15 protein-coding genes and 1 pseudogene are annotated in these 15,465 nt (G+C 60.7%); 10 read left to right on the plus strand and 6 right to left on the minus strand.

Annotated features, from left to right (window positions below; genetic code table 11):
* Window positions 1-86: 86 nt before the first annotated feature.
* The 5 genes from YA0848_RS26470 to YA0848_RS26490 all read right to left on the minus strand — a co-directional run bounded on the left by YA0848_RS26470 (window position 87) and on the right by YA0848_RS26490 (window position 5,752).
* Window positions 87-1,373, minus strand: coding sequence for an ABC transporter substrate-binding protein (locus YA0848_RS26470; protein WP_034100070.1), 1,287 nt, complete (start codon window positions 1,371-1,373; stop codon window positions 87-89).
* A 104-nt stretch (window positions 1,374-1,477) separates the two neighbouring features.
* A complete protein-coding gene (locus tag YA0848_RS26475; RefSeq protein ID WP_169903355.1) occupies window positions 1,478-2,737 on the minus strand; it encodes a D-mannose isomerase in 1,260 nt (419 codons plus the stop codon).
* Window positions 2,738-2,852: 115 nt separating this feature from the next.
* The gene (locus YA0848_RS26480; protein ID WP_034114963.1) at window positions 2,853-3,680 is read right to left on the minus strand and encodes an ATPase; all 828 of its coding nucleotides are present in this window, start codon (window positions 3,678-3,680) and stop codon (window positions 2,853-2,855) included.
* 127 nt (window positions 3,681-3,807) lie between these two features.
* Complete coding sequence (locus YA0848_RS26485; RefSeq protein WP_034139103.1) at window positions 3,808-4,806, minus strand: NAD-dependent epimerase/dehydratase family protein; 999 nt, start codon at window positions 4,804-4,806, stop codon at window positions 3,808-3,810.
* Window positions 4,807-4,858: 52 nt separating this feature from the next.
* Window positions 4,859-5,752 (minus strand): LysR family transcriptional regulator ArgP, encoded by an 894-nt coding sequence (locus YA0848_RS26490; RefSeq protein ID WP_034114965.1) that lies wholly within the window; start codon window positions 5,750-5,752, stop codon window positions 4,859-4,861.
* Window positions 5,753-5,850: 98 nt separating this feature from the next.
* On the opposite strand from YA0848_RS26490, the pseudogene YA0848_RS26495 reads away from it, so the two are divergent.
* The 7 genes and pseudogenes from YA0848_RS26495 (at window position 5,851) to YA0848_RS26525 (ending at window position 13,411) form a co-directional block, all read left to right on the plus strand.
* Window positions 5,851-6,252 (plus strand): annotated as a pseudogene (locus YA0848_RS26495) (ACT domain-containing protein).
* 5 nt (window positions 6,253-6,257) lie between these two features.
* On the plus strand, window positions 6,258-6,857 hold the full coding sequence (locus YA0848_RS26500) for a LysE/ArgO family amino acid transporter (RefSeq protein WP_034100080.1): 600 nt from the start codon (window positions 6,258-6,260) through the stop codon (window positions 6,855-6,857).
* A gap of 178 nt (window positions 6,858-7,035) precedes the next feature.
* The gene (locus YA0848_RS26505) at window positions 7,036-7,632 is read left to right on the plus strand and encodes a superoxide dismutase (protein ID WP_003212997.1); all 597 of its coding nucleotides are present in this window, start codon (window positions 7,036-7,038) and stop codon (window positions 7,630-7,632) included.
* A 151-nt stretch (window positions 7,633-7,783) separates the two neighbouring features.
* Window positions 7,784-7,960, plus strand: coding sequence for a hypothetical protein (locus tag YA0848_RS26510; RefSeq protein WP_158248577.1), 177 nt, complete (start codon window positions 7,784-7,786; stop codon window positions 7,958-7,960).
* Between the two features lie 235 nt (window positions 7,961-8,195).
* Window positions 8,196-10,247, plus strand: coding sequence for a putative bifunctional diguanylate cyclase/phosphodiesterase (locus YA0848_RS26515; RefSeq protein ID WP_198712265.1), 2,052 nt, complete (start codon window positions 8,196-8,198; stop codon window positions 10,245-10,247).
* Between the two features lie 127 nt (window positions 10,248-10,374).
* Window positions 10,375-11,718 (plus strand): imelysin family protein, encoded by a 1,344-nt coding sequence (locus tag YA0848_RS26520; protein WP_169903353.1) that lies wholly within the window; start codon window positions 10,375-10,377, stop codon window positions 11,716-11,718.
* Between the two features lie 238 nt (window positions 11,719-11,956).
* Window positions 11,957-13,411, plus strand: coding sequence for a TrkH family potassium uptake protein (locus YA0848_RS26525; RefSeq protein WP_034100087.1), 1,455 nt, complete (start codon window positions 11,957-11,959; stop codon window positions 13,409-13,411).
* On the opposite strand, the gene YA0848_RS26530 is transcribed toward YA0848_RS26525, so the two are convergent.
* Window positions 13,368-14,426 carry an AraC family transcriptional regulator gene (locus YA0848_RS26530; RefSeq protein WP_034100089.1) on the minus strand — a complete coding sequence of 353 codons (1,059 nt, stop codon included), beginning with the start codon at window positions 14,424-14,426 and terminating at the stop codon, window positions 13,368-13,370. The genes YA0848_RS26525 and YA0848_RS26530 overlap by 44 nt on opposite strands.
* 159 nt (window positions 14,427-14,585) lie before the next feature.
* On the opposite strand from YA0848_RS26530, the gene YA0848_RS26535 reads away from it, so the two are divergent.
* The 3 genes from YA0848_RS26535 (at window position 14,586) to YA0848_RS26540 (ending at window position 15,397) form a co-directional block, all read left to right on the plus strand.
* Complete coding sequence (locus YA0848_RS26535) at window positions 14,586-14,897, plus strand: DUF962 domain-containing protein (protein ID WP_034100605.1); 312 nt, start codon at window positions 14,586-14,588, stop codon at window positions 14,895-14,897.
* A 116-nt stretch (window positions 14,898-15,013) separates the two neighbouring features.
* On the plus strand, window positions 15,014-15,142 hold the full coding sequence (locus tag YA0848_RS36455) for a hypothetical protein (RefSeq protein WP_256203855.1): 129 nt from the start codon (window positions 15,014-15,016) through the stop codon (window positions 15,140-15,142).
* A 72-nt stretch (window positions 15,143-15,214) separates the two neighbouring features.
* Window positions 15,215-15,397 carry a hypothetical protein gene (locus YA0848_RS26540; RefSeq protein ID WP_034100091.1) on the plus strand — a complete coding sequence of 61 codons (183 nt, stop codon included), beginning with the start codon at window positions 15,215-15,217 and terminating at the stop codon, window positions 15,395-15,397.
* Window positions 15,398-15,465: the final 68 nt, after the last annotated feature.

Consider the following 15,465-nt stretch of genomic DNA (forward strand, 5'->3'; position numbering starts at 1 on the left):
TCCAATAATAAGACTGAAGGCAGCTACAAGCGGCAAGCGTCAAGACATACCGCGCCCGCTTGCAGCTTGTAGCTTGTAGCTAGTTCCTACTTGGCAGACTTGATCGCAGCGCCGAGTTTCTTGGCGGTGTCGGCCGGGTCGGCTTTCGGGTCGTTGATGTAGTTGGTCACGACATCGAAGAACGCGCCTTGCACAGCCAAGGTGGTGGCCATGTTGTGGGCCATGCTTGGTTGCAGGCCGCCGGTCTTGGCATCAGCCAGGAAGTCCTTGGCCGCGGTCTGGGCGCAGGAATCGAAGCCGAGCTTGTCCATTTCATTGAGCATGTCAGTTCGAACAGGGATCGAACCCTTGTTGATGCTGAAGACTTTCTGGAAGTTTTCACCCAGCACGACTTTGGCAATGTCCTGCTGACCGGCCGCAGTGCCTTTGTCTTTCTGCTTGAACACCGCCAGGGAGTCGATGTTGTAGGTGAAAGCTTTGTCGGTACCCGGGAAGGCTACGCACTCGTAATCCTTGCCGGCGACTTTCTTGGCGGCGGTCCATTCGGACTTGGCCCAGTCACCCATGATCTGCATACCGGCCTTGCCGTTGATGACTTTGCCGGCTTCCAGGTTCCAGTCCTGGCCTTTGCCGTCGACATCCATGTAGGTCGCGACTTTCTTCAGCTCAGTCAGGGCCTTGACCATTTCCGGGCCGGTCAGCGCGGCGTTATCCAGGTCGACCAGGGCTTTCTTGTAGCCATCGGCGCCCATCACCGACAGGACTACGGCTTCGAACACGGTGCTGTCCTGCCAAGGCTGGCCACCGTGGGCGAGCGGAATGAAACCCGCGGCCTTGAGCTTGTCGCCCGCTGCGTAGAATTCTTCGAGGGTGGTCGGGTTCTTGGTGATGCCGGCTTTCTTGAAGACTTGCGGGTTGATCCACAGCCAGTTCACACGGTGGATATTGACCGGTACGGCGACATAGTCACCTTCGTACTTCACGGTATCGGAGACTTTTTTGTCGAGCAGCGAATCCCACTTTTCTTCTTTGGCGACGTCTTTGAGCACGTCGGTGTCGAGCAGGCCGGTGGACGCCCATTCCTGGATGTCGGGGCCTTTGATCTGGGCTACGCCCGGTGGGTTGCCGGCGACGGCGCGGCTTTTGAGCACGGTCATGGCAGTCGCGCCACCACCGCCGGCGACGGCACCGTCTTTCCAGGTGAAACCGTCTTTCTCAACTTGGGCCTTCAGGACATCCACAGCCGCTTTTTCGCCACCCGAGGTCCACCAATGCACCACTTCAACCGTACCTTTGGAGTCGGCGGCAAATGCACTGAGGGGGAACAACGAGGCAACGGAAATAGCAACGGCGAGGCGATTAATCGCGTTCATCTGAGTACCTTTTTTTGTTGTTATGCATGCAAGTCTTAGGCTTGCGCTGCACGGAGTTTAAACATGGATTTTTGGGGCGCAGGTAACAAAGGGATGCACAAACGTCACCACTTGGTGACATAGCTCCCGGCGTTCAAGGCGCTGGTCATGCTGGGCGCCAGCGGCAGCGCAGGCAGCACCACCGCTTGCCAGGCATGGTACAGGTCTGGCTTGCCGCCCCAAATCTTGCTGCTGGGTTGGTTTTGTGGGCTGAGCTCGTGGTGCCAACTGCCCTGCACGCGGTCGATAAAGTGGCTGTCGCAGAATTCCCAGATCCGCCGGTACCAGGTTTCGTAGTGCAACTCGCCGGTGCGCTTGAGCAGGGCCTGGGCGGCGGCGCTGGCTTCAGCGTGGGTCCAGTGCAGGCGCTCGCGCACCACCGGGCGATGGTTCCAGTCCAGGGTGTAGACAATTCCCGGCGCACCGTCCACAGACCAGGCGTATTCGCTGGCACTGGCGAACAGGCCCTTGGCGTCACCCAGCAGCCACGCGGGGGTGGGCAACCCGGCATGCAGGCGCGCGGCCTCAAGGTGCAGCATCAGCCGCGCCCATTCGAAACCATGGCCGGGGGTGATGCCATAGGGGCGGAAACCATCGGCGGGGTTGTCTTCGTTGTAGGCCAGCAGGGGTTGCCAATGGGCGTCGAAGTGTTCGATCACCATGAATTGGCTGCCGGCGGCATGCTGGTGAATCAATCGCTCGACGATCCGCAGCGCGCGGTCCAGCCAGCGCGTATCGCCGGTGACATCGGCCAGGGCGAGGAAGGCTTCGGTAGCGTGCATATTGCTGTTGGCGCCGCGATAGGCCTCCAGCCCGCTCCAGTCCTGGGCAAAGGATTCGAGCATCACGCCCTCCTCTTCGCTCCAGAAAAACTGGTCGATGATATGGATAGCATCGGTGAGCAACTGCTGCGCGCCGGGCGCACCGACCACCACCGCAGAACTGGCGGCCAGCGCCACGAATGCGTGCAGGTAGGCGGCTTTACCTCGGTTGCCATCCAATGCACGAGGCGTGGCGAACCAGCCGCCGTGTTCAGGATCCCGCAACGGGCCGCTGAGGGCCGCAACGCCATGAGCCACCAGCTCGGCGTAACCGGGCAAGCCCATGGCATGGGCCATGGCGAAGCTGTGGGTCATGCGGGCGGTGTTCATGGTTTCGGCGTGAGCGTCGGCGGGCAATCGGCCGGTGGCGTCCAGGTTGCCGAAGCCGTCGGGCAGCCGCGAGGCTTTGGCGAATGTCAGCAGGCGCTGGCCTTCGGCGGCGAGCCAAGCGTAATGGGCAGGTGCATTCAGCCAACTGCTGGCGGGCAGTGGTTGGGTGGTCATGGGGGCGGCCCTTATTGTTTTTTGTGGGATGACCGGAGTCTAAACAAGGGCCTTGCGGGGGCATGTAACGAAGGGGATAGGAAATGTCACCGGACGGTGACATTTCCTCAAGCGATTATTGCGTCGGTGCGGCGATCTGGCGCTGCAGGTTCTGCACCTGGCTTTGCAGGGTAGTGATATTGCGCGTGGTCTGGATGCGGAACACATCGAATTCCTTGTTGGTGGGCGCATCACTGTTGAGTGGCTGAGTCTCCTGCGCACTCTTGAGCACCACCAGGTCCTGCTCAAGGCGAGCAATGGCGGCGCTTGGGTTACCCTGCTTTTTCAGCGCGGCAACGTCGGCGACCAGGTCCTTGATCTCGGCGTCGCGCTTGGCGGTATCGCCCTGGGCGGCCTTGAGCGTCGCCACGGCGTCGGTGAGGGCTTGCACCTGGCCTTGCAACTTGGCATTGGCGTTGGACAAGTCGGTGGTGCTGGCCGTCATCTGAGCCAGGCGCTTGTCCAGCTCGGTGGCCTGGCCGGCCACGCCGAGTTGCTGCTTGCCCTGCTCCAGCAATTGCTTTTCCAACTGCTGGATCTGCAATTTCAACGCTTCGCTGCCGTTGTTCACATTGGCTTCACTGGCCACGACCTTGCCGGAAATGTCCTGCAAGCGCCCGGCCGCTTCTTCGCTGATGCGCGCAAAGCTCTCCTGGGTGGCAACCAATTGCTGGCCCATCAGGGAAATCTGCTGGAAGCTCCACCAGGCCAGGCCGGCGAAGGCGATCAGCAGCGCGCCGATCAAGGCCCACAACGGCCCGGTATTGGCGCTCTTGACCTTGACCACCGGCGTCGTGCGCGAACGCACCGAGGTGGCCGGGGTGGGTTCGAAATCATCGTCGTCCCCAAGGTCGGCCCGCAGGCTGGGAACGTTGTCGAAATCGTCGTTGGCATCGTTACGCATGGATCAACCCTGAATCATTGAAATGGCTGGCTGGAACGCCGAGCGGCGGCAGTATAAACCGCCGCCCCGCCGCACTGATCGACCGGGAACCCCACATTCGGTTCCCGGTGTGTTGCCGCTTGTGACCTTACCGGGTGCCCGGATCCTGAGCCTTCCACCAGCCGCAGAACTCGTCGAGGGCGGTCCACAGGCTGACCTTGGGCTCATAGTCCAGATAATGCCTGGCCCGACTGATGTCGAGGGTGAAATCTTTGTTCATGACCTGCATCCCCAGGCGCGACAAGGCAGGCTCCGGTCGACCGGGCCAGATCGCACAAAATGCCTCGTTCAACGCTGCCACGCTGTAGGACAAACCGTAGGAACGATACCGTGTGACCTGGGGCAACTGCATTTGGCGCATCACGTAGTTCACCACATCCCACACCGGCACCGGCGCGCCATTACTGATGTTGTAGGCCTTGCCCAGTGCCGATCCGGTGGCGAGCAAACTGCTGAGCAGCGCTTCATTGAGGTTGTGCACGCTGGTGAAGTCGACCTTGTTCAGGCCGTCGCCGACGATCGCCAGGCGGTTCTTGCGCTGCATGTTCAGCAAGCGCGGGAAGATGCTCATATCGCCGGCCCCCGTCACGAAGCGCGGGCGCAGCGCCAGCACCTCAAGACCGAACTCCTGGGCGCCGAACACTTTTTGTTCCGCCAGGTATTTGGTAGCGGCATAGGGGTGCTTGAAGCGCTTGGGCACTTGCTCTTCAGTCAGGCCCAAGTGGTCGCGGCCGTCAAAGTAGATCGACGGCGAGGACAAATGCACCAGACGCCGGACCCGCTCCTTGAGGCAGGCTTCGACCACGTTTTCGGTGACCAGCACATTGCCTTGATGGAAGTCCTGATACTTGCCCCACAGCCCCACGGCGCCAGCGCAGTGCACCACGGCCTCCACGTCTCGGCACAGGTCGCGCACCAGGTCGGCGTCATTCAGATCACCTTGGATAAACTCGGCGCCACGCCGCACCAGGTGCTCTACACCTTCGGCGCGTCGCCCGTTGACCCGCACGTCCAGGCCCTGCTCCAGGGCGAAACGCGCAAAGCGCCCGCCGATGAAGCCGCTTGCGCCGGTGACCAGAATCTTCATGTATTACCCCGTGTTCTTTCATTTTTCATCGCGGTTGCCTTGACGCACGCCGTCAGTCCAACGGCACCAACCATTGGCCGCACGCGTGGGCCAAATGGTCAGTCAACAAGTTCAGCAATTGCCCGCCACTGCGCCAATGATGCCAGTACAACGGCACATCGATCGGCTTATCTGGCAATAACTCCACCAACACGCCTTTTTGCAACTGGTCGCGCACCTGTAGTTCGGGGACGAGGCCCCAGCCCAGCCCAGCTTCCGTCAGGCGAATAAAGCCTTCGGACGAGGGGCATAAATGGTGTTCGAAACCGCCGTCCACACCGAGCGACGCCAGGTAACGGTGTTGCAGGAAATCATCCGGGCCAAACACCAGCGCCGGGGTGCGGGCCAACTGATCGGCACGCACACCGCCGGCAAAGTGCCGCGCAATAAAGGCCGGGCTTGCCAGTGCGCGATAACGCATGGCGCCCAGCAACAGGCTACGCGCGCCGGCCACCGGACGCTCGCTGGCGCAGATGCAGGCCGCTACCTCACCGGCGCGCATGCGCTTGAGGCTGACCGCCTGGTCTTCCACCACCAGATCCAGCAGCAAGTGCTGCTCGGCGCAAAACCCACTGACCGCCTCAGCCCACCAAGTGGCCAAGCTGTCGGCATTCAAGGCGATACGCAGGCGCTCGGGCATGCCCTCTTCGTCCAGCGCCGGCACCTGACTCTGCAGGTCACGTTCCAGCAAACGCACCTGTTGCACATGGTTAAGCAGGCGACGGCCGATCTCCGTGGGCGCCGGCGGCGTAGCCCGCACCAGCACCGGTTGGCCAATACGCGCCTCCAGCAGTTTGATGCGCTGGGAAATCGCCGACTGCGACACCCCCAGCACCTGCGCACCGCGTTCGAAGCCAGCCTGTTCCACCACCGCCGCCAGGGCAGAGAGCAATTTATAGTCGAACATCAGTTTCTCTAATGAGCGATCAGCAATATTGGTTTTTCTTATACAGCTTGCGCCGGGAGAATAGCCAGCATTGCTTCTCTTTATAAGGAACCCCGCCTATGGCCGGCGAAACCGCACTGGCAACGCTGCTGCGCAGCATGAGCCCACACCTCAATGAGGGTGACTACGTATTTTGTACCCTGCCCGACGGCCGTATCCCGCCAGCCTGCGAGGTCATCGGCAGTTTCCGTGACTAGGAGGGCCTGACCCTCATCGTCGAACGTCAGCAGGCAGAACAGGCCGGGCTGGCGTTCGAGTACGTCGCCGCATGGATCACCTTGAATGTGCATTCGGCCCTGGAAGCCGTAGGCCTGACCGCCGCCTTCGCCAGCGCCCTGGGCAAGGCCGGCATCAGTTGCAACGTGATTGCCGGCTATTACCACGATCACCTGTTTGTCGGCCGCGCCGATGCCGAGCGCGCCATGGCTGTACTGCGCCAATTGGCGGCGACCGCGGAGTAAACCTTATGTGGCAAAGCTATCTGAACGGTCTGTTGGTCGCGCTGGGGTTGATCATGGCGATCGGCTCGCAAAACGCCTTTGTATTGGCGCAGAGCCTGCGCCGTGAACATCACTTGCCCGTGGCGGCACTGTGCGTGGTCTGCGATGCAATTCTAGTGGCCGCCGGGGTGTTTGGCCTGGCGACAGTGCTGGCGCAAAACCCGCTGCTGCTGGCAATTGCACGCTGGGGCGGTGCCGCGTTCTTGCTGTGGTACGGCACTTTGGCGCTGCGCCGGGCGTTTTCCAAGCAGAGCCTGGAGCAAGGCGGCAGTCTCAAGGTCCGCTCATTGCGCGCGGTGCTGCTGAGCGCACTGGCGGTGACATTGCTCAATCCCCATGTGTATCTGGATACCGTGTTGCTGATCGGCTCGTTGGGCGCTCAGCAAACCGAGCCTGGCGCCTATGTCGCCGGCGCCGCCAGCGCGTCGTTCCTGTGGTTCGCCACTCTAGCACTCGGCGCGGCCTGGTTGGCTCCGTGGCTGGCGCGTCCATCGACCTGGCGCCTGCTGGACCTGCTGGTGGCGATCATGATGTTCAGCGTGGCCTATCAATTGATCAGCGCGTGAGCAATATTCCAAAACGCTCTGGAACCTCTATCCCACACAGTTGTTGCGTGGTTTTGCCACACCCCCGGTGCTATGATCCTGCCCCTGCGCCGCAAAGAGTACAAACTCCCCGGCGCATGTTTGGCCGCCCGTGATCGGCCTTGCGCTCACCGCAACTGACCTGATTAGGAGAATCATCATGGCTTTCGAATTGCCGCCGCTGCCCTACGCACACGATGCCCTGCAGCCGCACATCTCCAAGGAAACCTTGGAGTACCACCACGACAAGCACCACAACACCTATGTCGTGAACCTGAACAACCTGGTGCCTGGCACCGAGTTCGAAGGCAAGACCCTGGAAGAGATCGTCAAATCCTCTTCGGGCGGCATCTTCAACAACGCCGCTCAGGTCTGGAACCACACCTTCTACTGGAACTGCCTGGCGCCAAACGCCGGCGGCCAACCTACCGGCGCACTGGCTGAAGCCATCAACGCGGCGTTCGGTTCGTTCGACAAGTTCAAGGAAGAGTTCACCAAAACCTCCGTCGGCACCTTCGGTTCCGGTTGGGGCTGGCTGGTGAAAAAGGCTGACGGTTCCCTGGCTCTGGCCAGCACCATCGGCGCCGGCAACCCGCTGACCAGCGGCGATACCCCGTTGCTGACCTGCGACGTGTGGGAACACGCTTACTACATCGACTACCGCAACGTACGTCCAAAGTATGTGGAAGCGTTCTGGAACCTGGTCAACTGGAAGTTCGTCGCCGAGCAGTTCGAAGGCAAGACGTTTACTGCCTGAGCATCGCTTGCAGTATGAAGAGCCCGGCAATCGCCGGGCTTTTTCTTGGCCGCTATGATTGCCATGCCAGAAATACAGGAACCCAACGGTAATAATTAACCACATAGACATCAGGAGGAATGAACCTCCTCAATCAATGTGGAGAATGACGATGGACCCTATTTCAGCGATCTTGGGCGCACTTCCCATCGGAATGGGCCTGCTCGACAAGGGCCTGGACCTTGCAAATAGCGGTATGGACTTGGCGAACAAACTCGCAGACATGGCCTCTCAGGGCGCCAAGATCGGCGGGGAAGCCCCCCAGCCAGAGAGCAAGATTAATTATTAAGAAAATCGTCGAACTGGAAGGCGGATCTCCTCCGCCTTCTCCCGCCCGGTCTGCGGCGCATGTGCTGCCCCTTTGCCCGCTTCTGAAAGTCCCGACATAAGTTGTCGCCGCTGCTCTTTCATCCAGCAAAACCCTCAATTTATCTCAGCCCCTAATGTCCCTTTGACTGCCATCACCAGATTGCCAATACTCATGGCATATTGAAGGCCACCCGCATGAGACAAGGAATGCCCCTTTGAAGCTGGAACTCAAGAACAGCTTGTCGGTGAAGTTGCTACGGGTTGTGCTGCTGTCGGCGTTGGTCGTGGGCGTGGCGCTGAGCGTGGCGCAGATCGTGTATGACGCCTACAAGACGCGCCAGGCCGTGGCCAGCGATGCCCAGCGTATCCTCGATATGTTTCGCGATCCCTCTACGCAGGCCGTGTATAGCCTGGACCGCGAGATGGGCATGCAGGTAATCGAGGGGCTGTTTCAGGACGACGCGGTGCGCATGGCCTCCATCGGCCATCCCAACGAAACCATGTTGGCGGAAAAAAGCCGCGCGTTGCAGCACGCCCCAAGCCGCTGGCTGACCGACCTCATTCTTGGCCAGGAACGCACCTTCACCACGCCCCTGGTGGGCAAGGGCCCTTACAGCGAGTACTACGGCGATCTGAGCATCACCCTCGACACCGCCACCTACGGTGAGGGATTTATCGTCAATTCGGTGATTATTTTCATTTCCGGGGTGCTGCGCGCATTGGCCATGGGGCTGGTGCTGTATTTGGTCTATCACTGGTTGCTGACCAAACCGCTGTCGCGGATTATCGAGCACCTCACATCCGTCAACCCGGACCGGCCCAGCGAACACAAAATCCCACAGCTCAAGGGCCACGAACGCAACGAACTGGGGTTGTGGATCAATACCGCCAATCAGTTGCTCGAATCCATCGAACGCAACACCCACCTGCGCCACGAAGCCGAATCCAGCCTGCTGCGCATGGATCAGTATGACTTTCTCACCGGCCTGCCGAACCGCCAGAAACTGCAGGAGCAGTTGGACAAAATCCTGATCGACGCCGGCCGTCGTCAGCGCCGTGTCGCGGTGCTGTGTGTGGGGCTGGACGATTTTAAAAGCGTCAATGAGCAGTTCACTTACCAGGCCGGCGACAAATTGCTCCTGGCCCTGGCCGACCGCCTGCGCGCCCACAGCGGCCGGCTCGGCGCCCTGGCCCGCCTGGGGGGCGATCAGTTCGCCCTGGTGCAGGCCGATATCGACCAGCCCTACGAGGCCGCCGAACTGGCGCAAAGTATCCTGGATGACCTCGAAGCGGAATTTGCCTTCGAGCACGAACAAATCCGTCTGCGCGCCACCATCGGTATCACTCTGTTCCCTGAAGATGGCGACAGCACGGAGAAGTTGCTCCAAAAAGCCGAACAGACCATGACCCTGGCCAAGAGCCGTTCACGCAACCGTTACCAGTTCTATATCGCCAGCGTCGACAGCGAAATGCGCCGGCGCCGCGAGCTGGAAAAAGACCTGCGCGACGCCCTGAGCCGCGAGCAGTTTCACTTGGTGTATCAGCCGCAGGTCAGCTATCGCGAACAACGTGTGGTCGGCGTCGAAGCCTTGCTGCGCTGGCAGCACCCCGAGCACGGGCTGGTACCGCCGGACCTGTTCATCCCCCTGGCCGAGCAGAACGGCACCATTATTCCCATTGGCGAATGGGTGCTGGATCATGCCTGCCGGCAATTACGCGAATGGCATGACCAGGGCTTCACCCAACTGCGCATGGCGGTCAACCTCTCGACGGTGCAGCTGCACCACGCCGAGCTGCCACGGGTGGTCAACAATCTGATGCAAATCTACCGCCTGCCGCCACGCAGCCTTGAGCTGGAGGTCACCGAAACCGGCCTGATGGAAGACATCAGCACTGCCGCCCAGCACCTGCTGAGCCTGCGCCGTTCCGGTGCCCTGATCGCTATCGATGACTTCGGCACCGGTTATTCCTCCCTGAGTTATCTCAAAAGCCTGCCGCTGGACAAGATCAAGATCGACAAGAGCTTCGTCCAGGACCTGCTGGACGATGATGACGATGCCACCATCGTGCGGGCGATCATTCAACTGGGTAAGAGCCTGGGCATGCAGGTGATCGCCGAGGGGGTGGAAACCGCCGAGCAGGAGGCTTATATCATCGCCGAGGGCTGCCATGAGGGTCAGGGTTACTACTACAGCAAACCCTTACCAGCACGGGAGTTGGCGGTTTTTTTGAAGCAAGTCGAGCGCAATAACGCGGCTATTCTTTGACCTGGCGAAACGATACTGAATATTTCCCGCTTATAACCCTTTACACAAAATGCAAATCTTTCGCATTATGTTGCAGTTTTGCGCGGCTCCCGCGCGCCCTCTCAACAACCGAAGCAGGATGTTCGCCATGATTCGTATGCCCCTGGCCACCGCCAGTCTGCTGGCCATTGCCATTTCTCTCGCCGGCTGCGGCGAAGGTAAAGACAAAGCCGCCGCGCCCCAGGCGCCGACCCCGGCGGCCAGCACTGCCGCGCCAGCGGCGCCCGCCCCTGCCGGAAAAGTCGACGAAGCCGCCGCCAAGGCCGTGGTCGCGCACTACGCCGACATGGTGTTCGCGGTGTACAGCGATGCCGAATCCACCGCAAAAACCCTGCAAACCGCCATCGACGCGTTCCTCGCCAAGCCCAACGATGAAACCTTGAAAGCCGCGCGCACCGCCTGGATCGCCGCGCGCGTACCGTACTTGCAGAGCGAAGTGTTCCGTTTCGGCAACACCATCATCGACGACTGGGAAGGCCAGGTGAACGCATGGCCCCTGGACGAAGGCCTGATCGACTACGTCGACAAGTCCTACGAGCACGCCTTGGGTAACCCCGGCGCCACCGCCAACATCATCGCCAACACCCAGGTTCAGGTTGGCGAAGACAAGGTCGATGTGAAAGACATCACCCCGGAAAAACTCGCCAGCCTAAATGAGCTGGGCGGTTCCGAGGCCAACGTGGCCACCGGCTACCACGCCATCGAATTTCTGCTGTGGGGCCAGGACCTCAACGGCACCGGCCCAGGCGCTGGCAACCGCCCAGCCTCGGACTACCTGACCGGCGCCGGTGCTACCGGCGGCCACAACGAGCGTCGCCGTGCCTACCTGAGCGCGGTCACCCAATTGCTGGTCAGCGATCTGGAAGAAATGGTCGGCAACTGGAAACCCAACGTCGAAGACAACTACCGCGCCACGCTGGAAGCAGAACCGGCTACCGACGGCCTGCGCAAAATGCTGTTCGGCATGGGCAGCCTGTCCCTGGGCGAACTGGCTGGCGAGCGGATGAAAGTATCCCTGGAAGCCAACTCGCCGGAAGACGAGCAGGACTGCTTCAGCGACAACACCCACAACTCGCACTTCTATGACGCCAAGGGCATCCGTAACGTCTATCTGGGCGAGTACACCCGTGTGGACGGCACCAAGATGACCGGCGCCAGCCTGTCCTCCCTGGTGGCCAAGGCCGACCCGGCTGCCGATACCGCGTTGAAAGCGGACCTGGCGACCACCGAAGCGAAGATCCAGGTCATGGTCGACCACGCCAACAAGGGCGAGCACTACGATCAATTGATCGCCGCCGGTAACGACGCCGGTAACCAGATCGTGCGCGACGCCATCGCCGCCCTGGTCAAGCAAACCGGATCGATCGAAGCCGCAGCGGGCAAGCTGGGCATCAGCGACCTGAACCCGGATAGCGCCGATCACGAGTTCTGATCAGTGCCGAGTTGAAAGAGGCGACCTTCGGGTCGCCTTTTTTATAGCCACACAAAACCATGTGAGAGGGCGCTTGCCCCCGATGGCAGTGTGTCAGTGAGGGCGGTATCGGCTGCCTCACCGCCATCGGGGTTCATGCCCGCTCCCACATTTGAGTCACGGCGTTCCCGGCTACGCAGGTTTACATGCCCTGCACCCCAGGTAGAATGGCGCCTCTGCCCTATCTCGAGCGAACTTCATGGCGTTGCCGACCCTGCGCATCATCGGATTCATCATCGGCATCTTCCTGATCACCCTTGCGATCGCCATGGTCGTGCCCATGGCCACTCTGGTCATTTTCGAACGCACCAGCGACCTGCCCTCCTTTTTATGGGCCAGCCTGATCACGTTTGTCGCCGGCCTGGCGCTGGTTATCCCCGGTCGCCCCGAGCAGGTGCACCTGCGCCCGCGGGACATGTACCTGCTCACCGTCAGCAGTTGGCTGGTGGTGTGTGTGTTCGCCGCGTTGCCGTTTCTGCTGACCCAGCACATCAGTTATACCGACTCGTTTTTCGAAAGCATGTCCGGCATCACCGCCACCGGGTCCACGGTGCTGAGCGGTCTGGACAGTATGTCGCCGGGCATCCTGATGTGGCGCTCGCTGCTGCACTGGCTGGGGGGCATCGGGTTTATCGGCATGGCGGTAGCGATCCTGCCGCTGCTGCGCATTGGTGGCATGCGTCTGTTCCAGACCGAATCCTCGGACCGTTCGGAAAAGGTCATGCCGCGCTCGCACATGGTGGCGCGGCTGATCGTAGCCGCGTATGTGGGCATCACCATCCTCGGCAGCCTGGCGTTCTGGTGGGCCGGTATGGGCCTGTTCGACGCGATCAACCATGCGATGTCGGCGATTTCCACCGGTGGTTTCTCCACCTCCGATCAGTCCCTGGCCCACTGGGAGCAACCGGCGGTGCACTGGGTGGCGGTGGTGGTGATGATCCTCGGCAGCCTGCCGTTCACGTTGTACGTCGCCACGTTGCGCGGCAACCGTCGGGCGTTGATCAAGGATCAGCAGGTGCAAGGTCTGCTCGGCTTGCTGCTGGTGACCTGGCTGGTGCTCGGCACCTGGTACTGGTGGACCACCAATCTGCACTGGCTGGAGGCGCTGCGCCACGTTGCGCTGAACGTCACATCGGTAGTGACCACCACTGGTTTTGCACTGGGGGACTACAGTTTGTGGGGCAATTTCTCACTGATGCTGTTCTTCTACCTGGGGTTTATCGGCGGCTGTTCGGGCTCCACGGCGGGCGGGATCAAGATTTTTCGCTTTCAGGTCGCCTATATCCTGCTCAAGGCCAACTTGAACCAATTGATTCACCCACGCGCGGTGATCAAGCAGAAGTACAACGGCCACCGCCTCGACGAAGAGATCGTGCGCTCGATCCTGACCTTTTCGTTTTTCTTCGCCATCACCATCTGCGCCATCGCCCTGGCCCTGTCGCTGCTGGGCCTGGACTGGATGACCGCCCTGACCGGCGCCGCCAGCACCGTGTCCGGCGTCGGCCCGGGCCTGGGAGAGACCATTGGCCCGGCCGGCAACTTCGCCAGCCTGCCGGACGCGGCCAAGTGGATCCTGTCCCTGGGCATGCTGCTGGGCCGACTGGAGATCATCACAGTCTTTGTTCTGTGTATCCCGGCGTTCTGGCGTCACTGACCGTCGACGCGTCCTGCAACCGCGCCCGGTACTCGCCGGGCGTGGCATCGAACCAACGGCGAAACGCGCGAAAGAAATTACTCGGGTCGGCGAACCCCAACAGGTAGGCAATTTCCAGCAGGGTCATGCTCGGCTGCGCCAGGTATTGCTCAGCCAATTCGCGCCGTGTGTCGTCGAGCAAAGTTTGGAAACTGGTGCCCTCTTCCTGCAAACGCCGTTGCAAGGTGCGTTGGGACAGGTGCAGCGTCCGGGCCACGACCTCGCGCTTGGGCTCACCCTGCGGCAGCAAGCGGCAGAGCACCTGACGCGCCTTGTGGGTCACACGGCTTTCCGAGAAGCGCGCCAGGTATTCGCCGGCAAAGCGATCGTGCAGCAGCGCCATGGCTTCATTGGCCGTGGGCAGCGGTGTGTCCATATCGGCACGCTCGAAGATCAACGCGTCATAGGGCGCATTGAATTCCAGCGGCGCATGGAACGCCTGCTTGTAGGGCGCCAGGTCCAGCGGTGGTTCGCCTTGTAACAGGACTTTGCGCGGATGCAGGGTTCGCCCGGTCAACCAGCCGCATAGCGCTAGCGCACAGGCCAGGGAGGCTTCGGCGCTTTGTCGGGTTGGAGGCAGATGGTCGCCATGCACCGTCAGAATCAGCGCATAGCCTTCGGGTAACAGGCGGAAACTCAAGTCGGCACTTTCGGCAATGATGCGCTGATAGCGCACCAGCCGCATAAAGCCTTCGGCCAGGGTGTTGCTGGACATCAGCGCATAGCCAGCCACATGGAACGACGCCGGGCGCACCACTTTGCCCATGTTCAAGCCAATCGCCGGGTTGCCTGACAGCTCAACCGCGCGCTGCCACAGCCGGGTCATGGAGTCCTGCGGGAAGCGCGCGTCGGGATCGCTCAAGGCGGCGTAGTCCAAACCCAGTTGCTTGAACAGGGCTTGGCAATCGAGGCCGTCCATTTCCAATGCCTTGACTATCCCCATCGCCCAGCTTGCAGAAGTTGTTCGTTCGCTCATGGCGTCTTCTTAATTAAGCAGGCTCAACGCCAGCCAGGAAGGCAAGGATACTAAAGTGGCATCTATTGTCACTGGCTGTTACCAGTGATCACTCTAGACTCAAATAAGCTCCCCGCCGAACATCTGTTGGGCGGCATAACAATCAAAGGGCCGGTCACCGTGGAAAATACCAAGCGATTCAGCAGCTTCGCCGAGTTCTACCCGTACTACTTGCAGGAACACGGAAACAGCACCTGTCGCCGCCTGCACTTTATCGGCACCACGCTGGTGATTGCCATCCTGGCGTATGCCATTGGCCGAGGTTCACTTGGCTTGCTGCTGGCGGTGCCGATCGCCGGCTACGGGTTTGCCTGGGTTGGCCACTTCTTCTTCGAAAAGAACCGTCCGGCGACGTTTCAGCACCCGTTCTACAGCCTGCTGGGGGATTTTGTGATGTACCGCGACATGATTCTGGGCAAGGTGCCGTTCTAGGTCATGTGGATATAAAAATCTTTTTGTCATTTACAGTGCTGTATCCTGCGAAAGCTTTTTGAAAGCGCGGAATCACCTGCGATTGAAAAAAACAGACTTTGCGAGGAGCGACGACAATGCACGAGATCCCTAATCTCCCCTTCCCAAGCCTGCACGAAACTGAGCAGCCAACCCCGCAACAGGCCAGCGACAAGCAGCCTGAGGCCAAAGAAGCCAAACCAGTCGACAGCGAACGCCACGACTGACGCCGTACCAGACCGTGTGGAAAGCGCACCATCGAGCGCTTTCCACACTGCCTGAAGCCAAGAGATTTTCCTATGACCGACACCCTCCCCGACAACCCGGACACAGCCATCCTCGATGCGGCCTTGCAGATGGTCGAGGTGTGGAATCGCCTGAGCGCCGATAAGCAAGCCATGCTGCTCAAGCGTTTCGGCACCCAGGAAAACGCCCTGGCCGCTCTGGTGACCACGCAATTGCTGAGCCCTGCCCAAGCCTGAGCTTTTTGAACTGAGCTTTTTGTGGATTGCCGCCCTGCGCGGGCCAAACCACCGGTATCATTAGCAGC

The sequence above is a fragment of the Pseudomonas sp. S4_EA_1b genome, from assembly GCF_016307435.1.
GTDB classification, from domain to species: Bacteria; Pseudomonadota; Gammaproteobacteria; order Pseudomonadales; family Pseudomonadaceae; genus Aquipseudomonas; species Aquipseudomonas rhodesiae.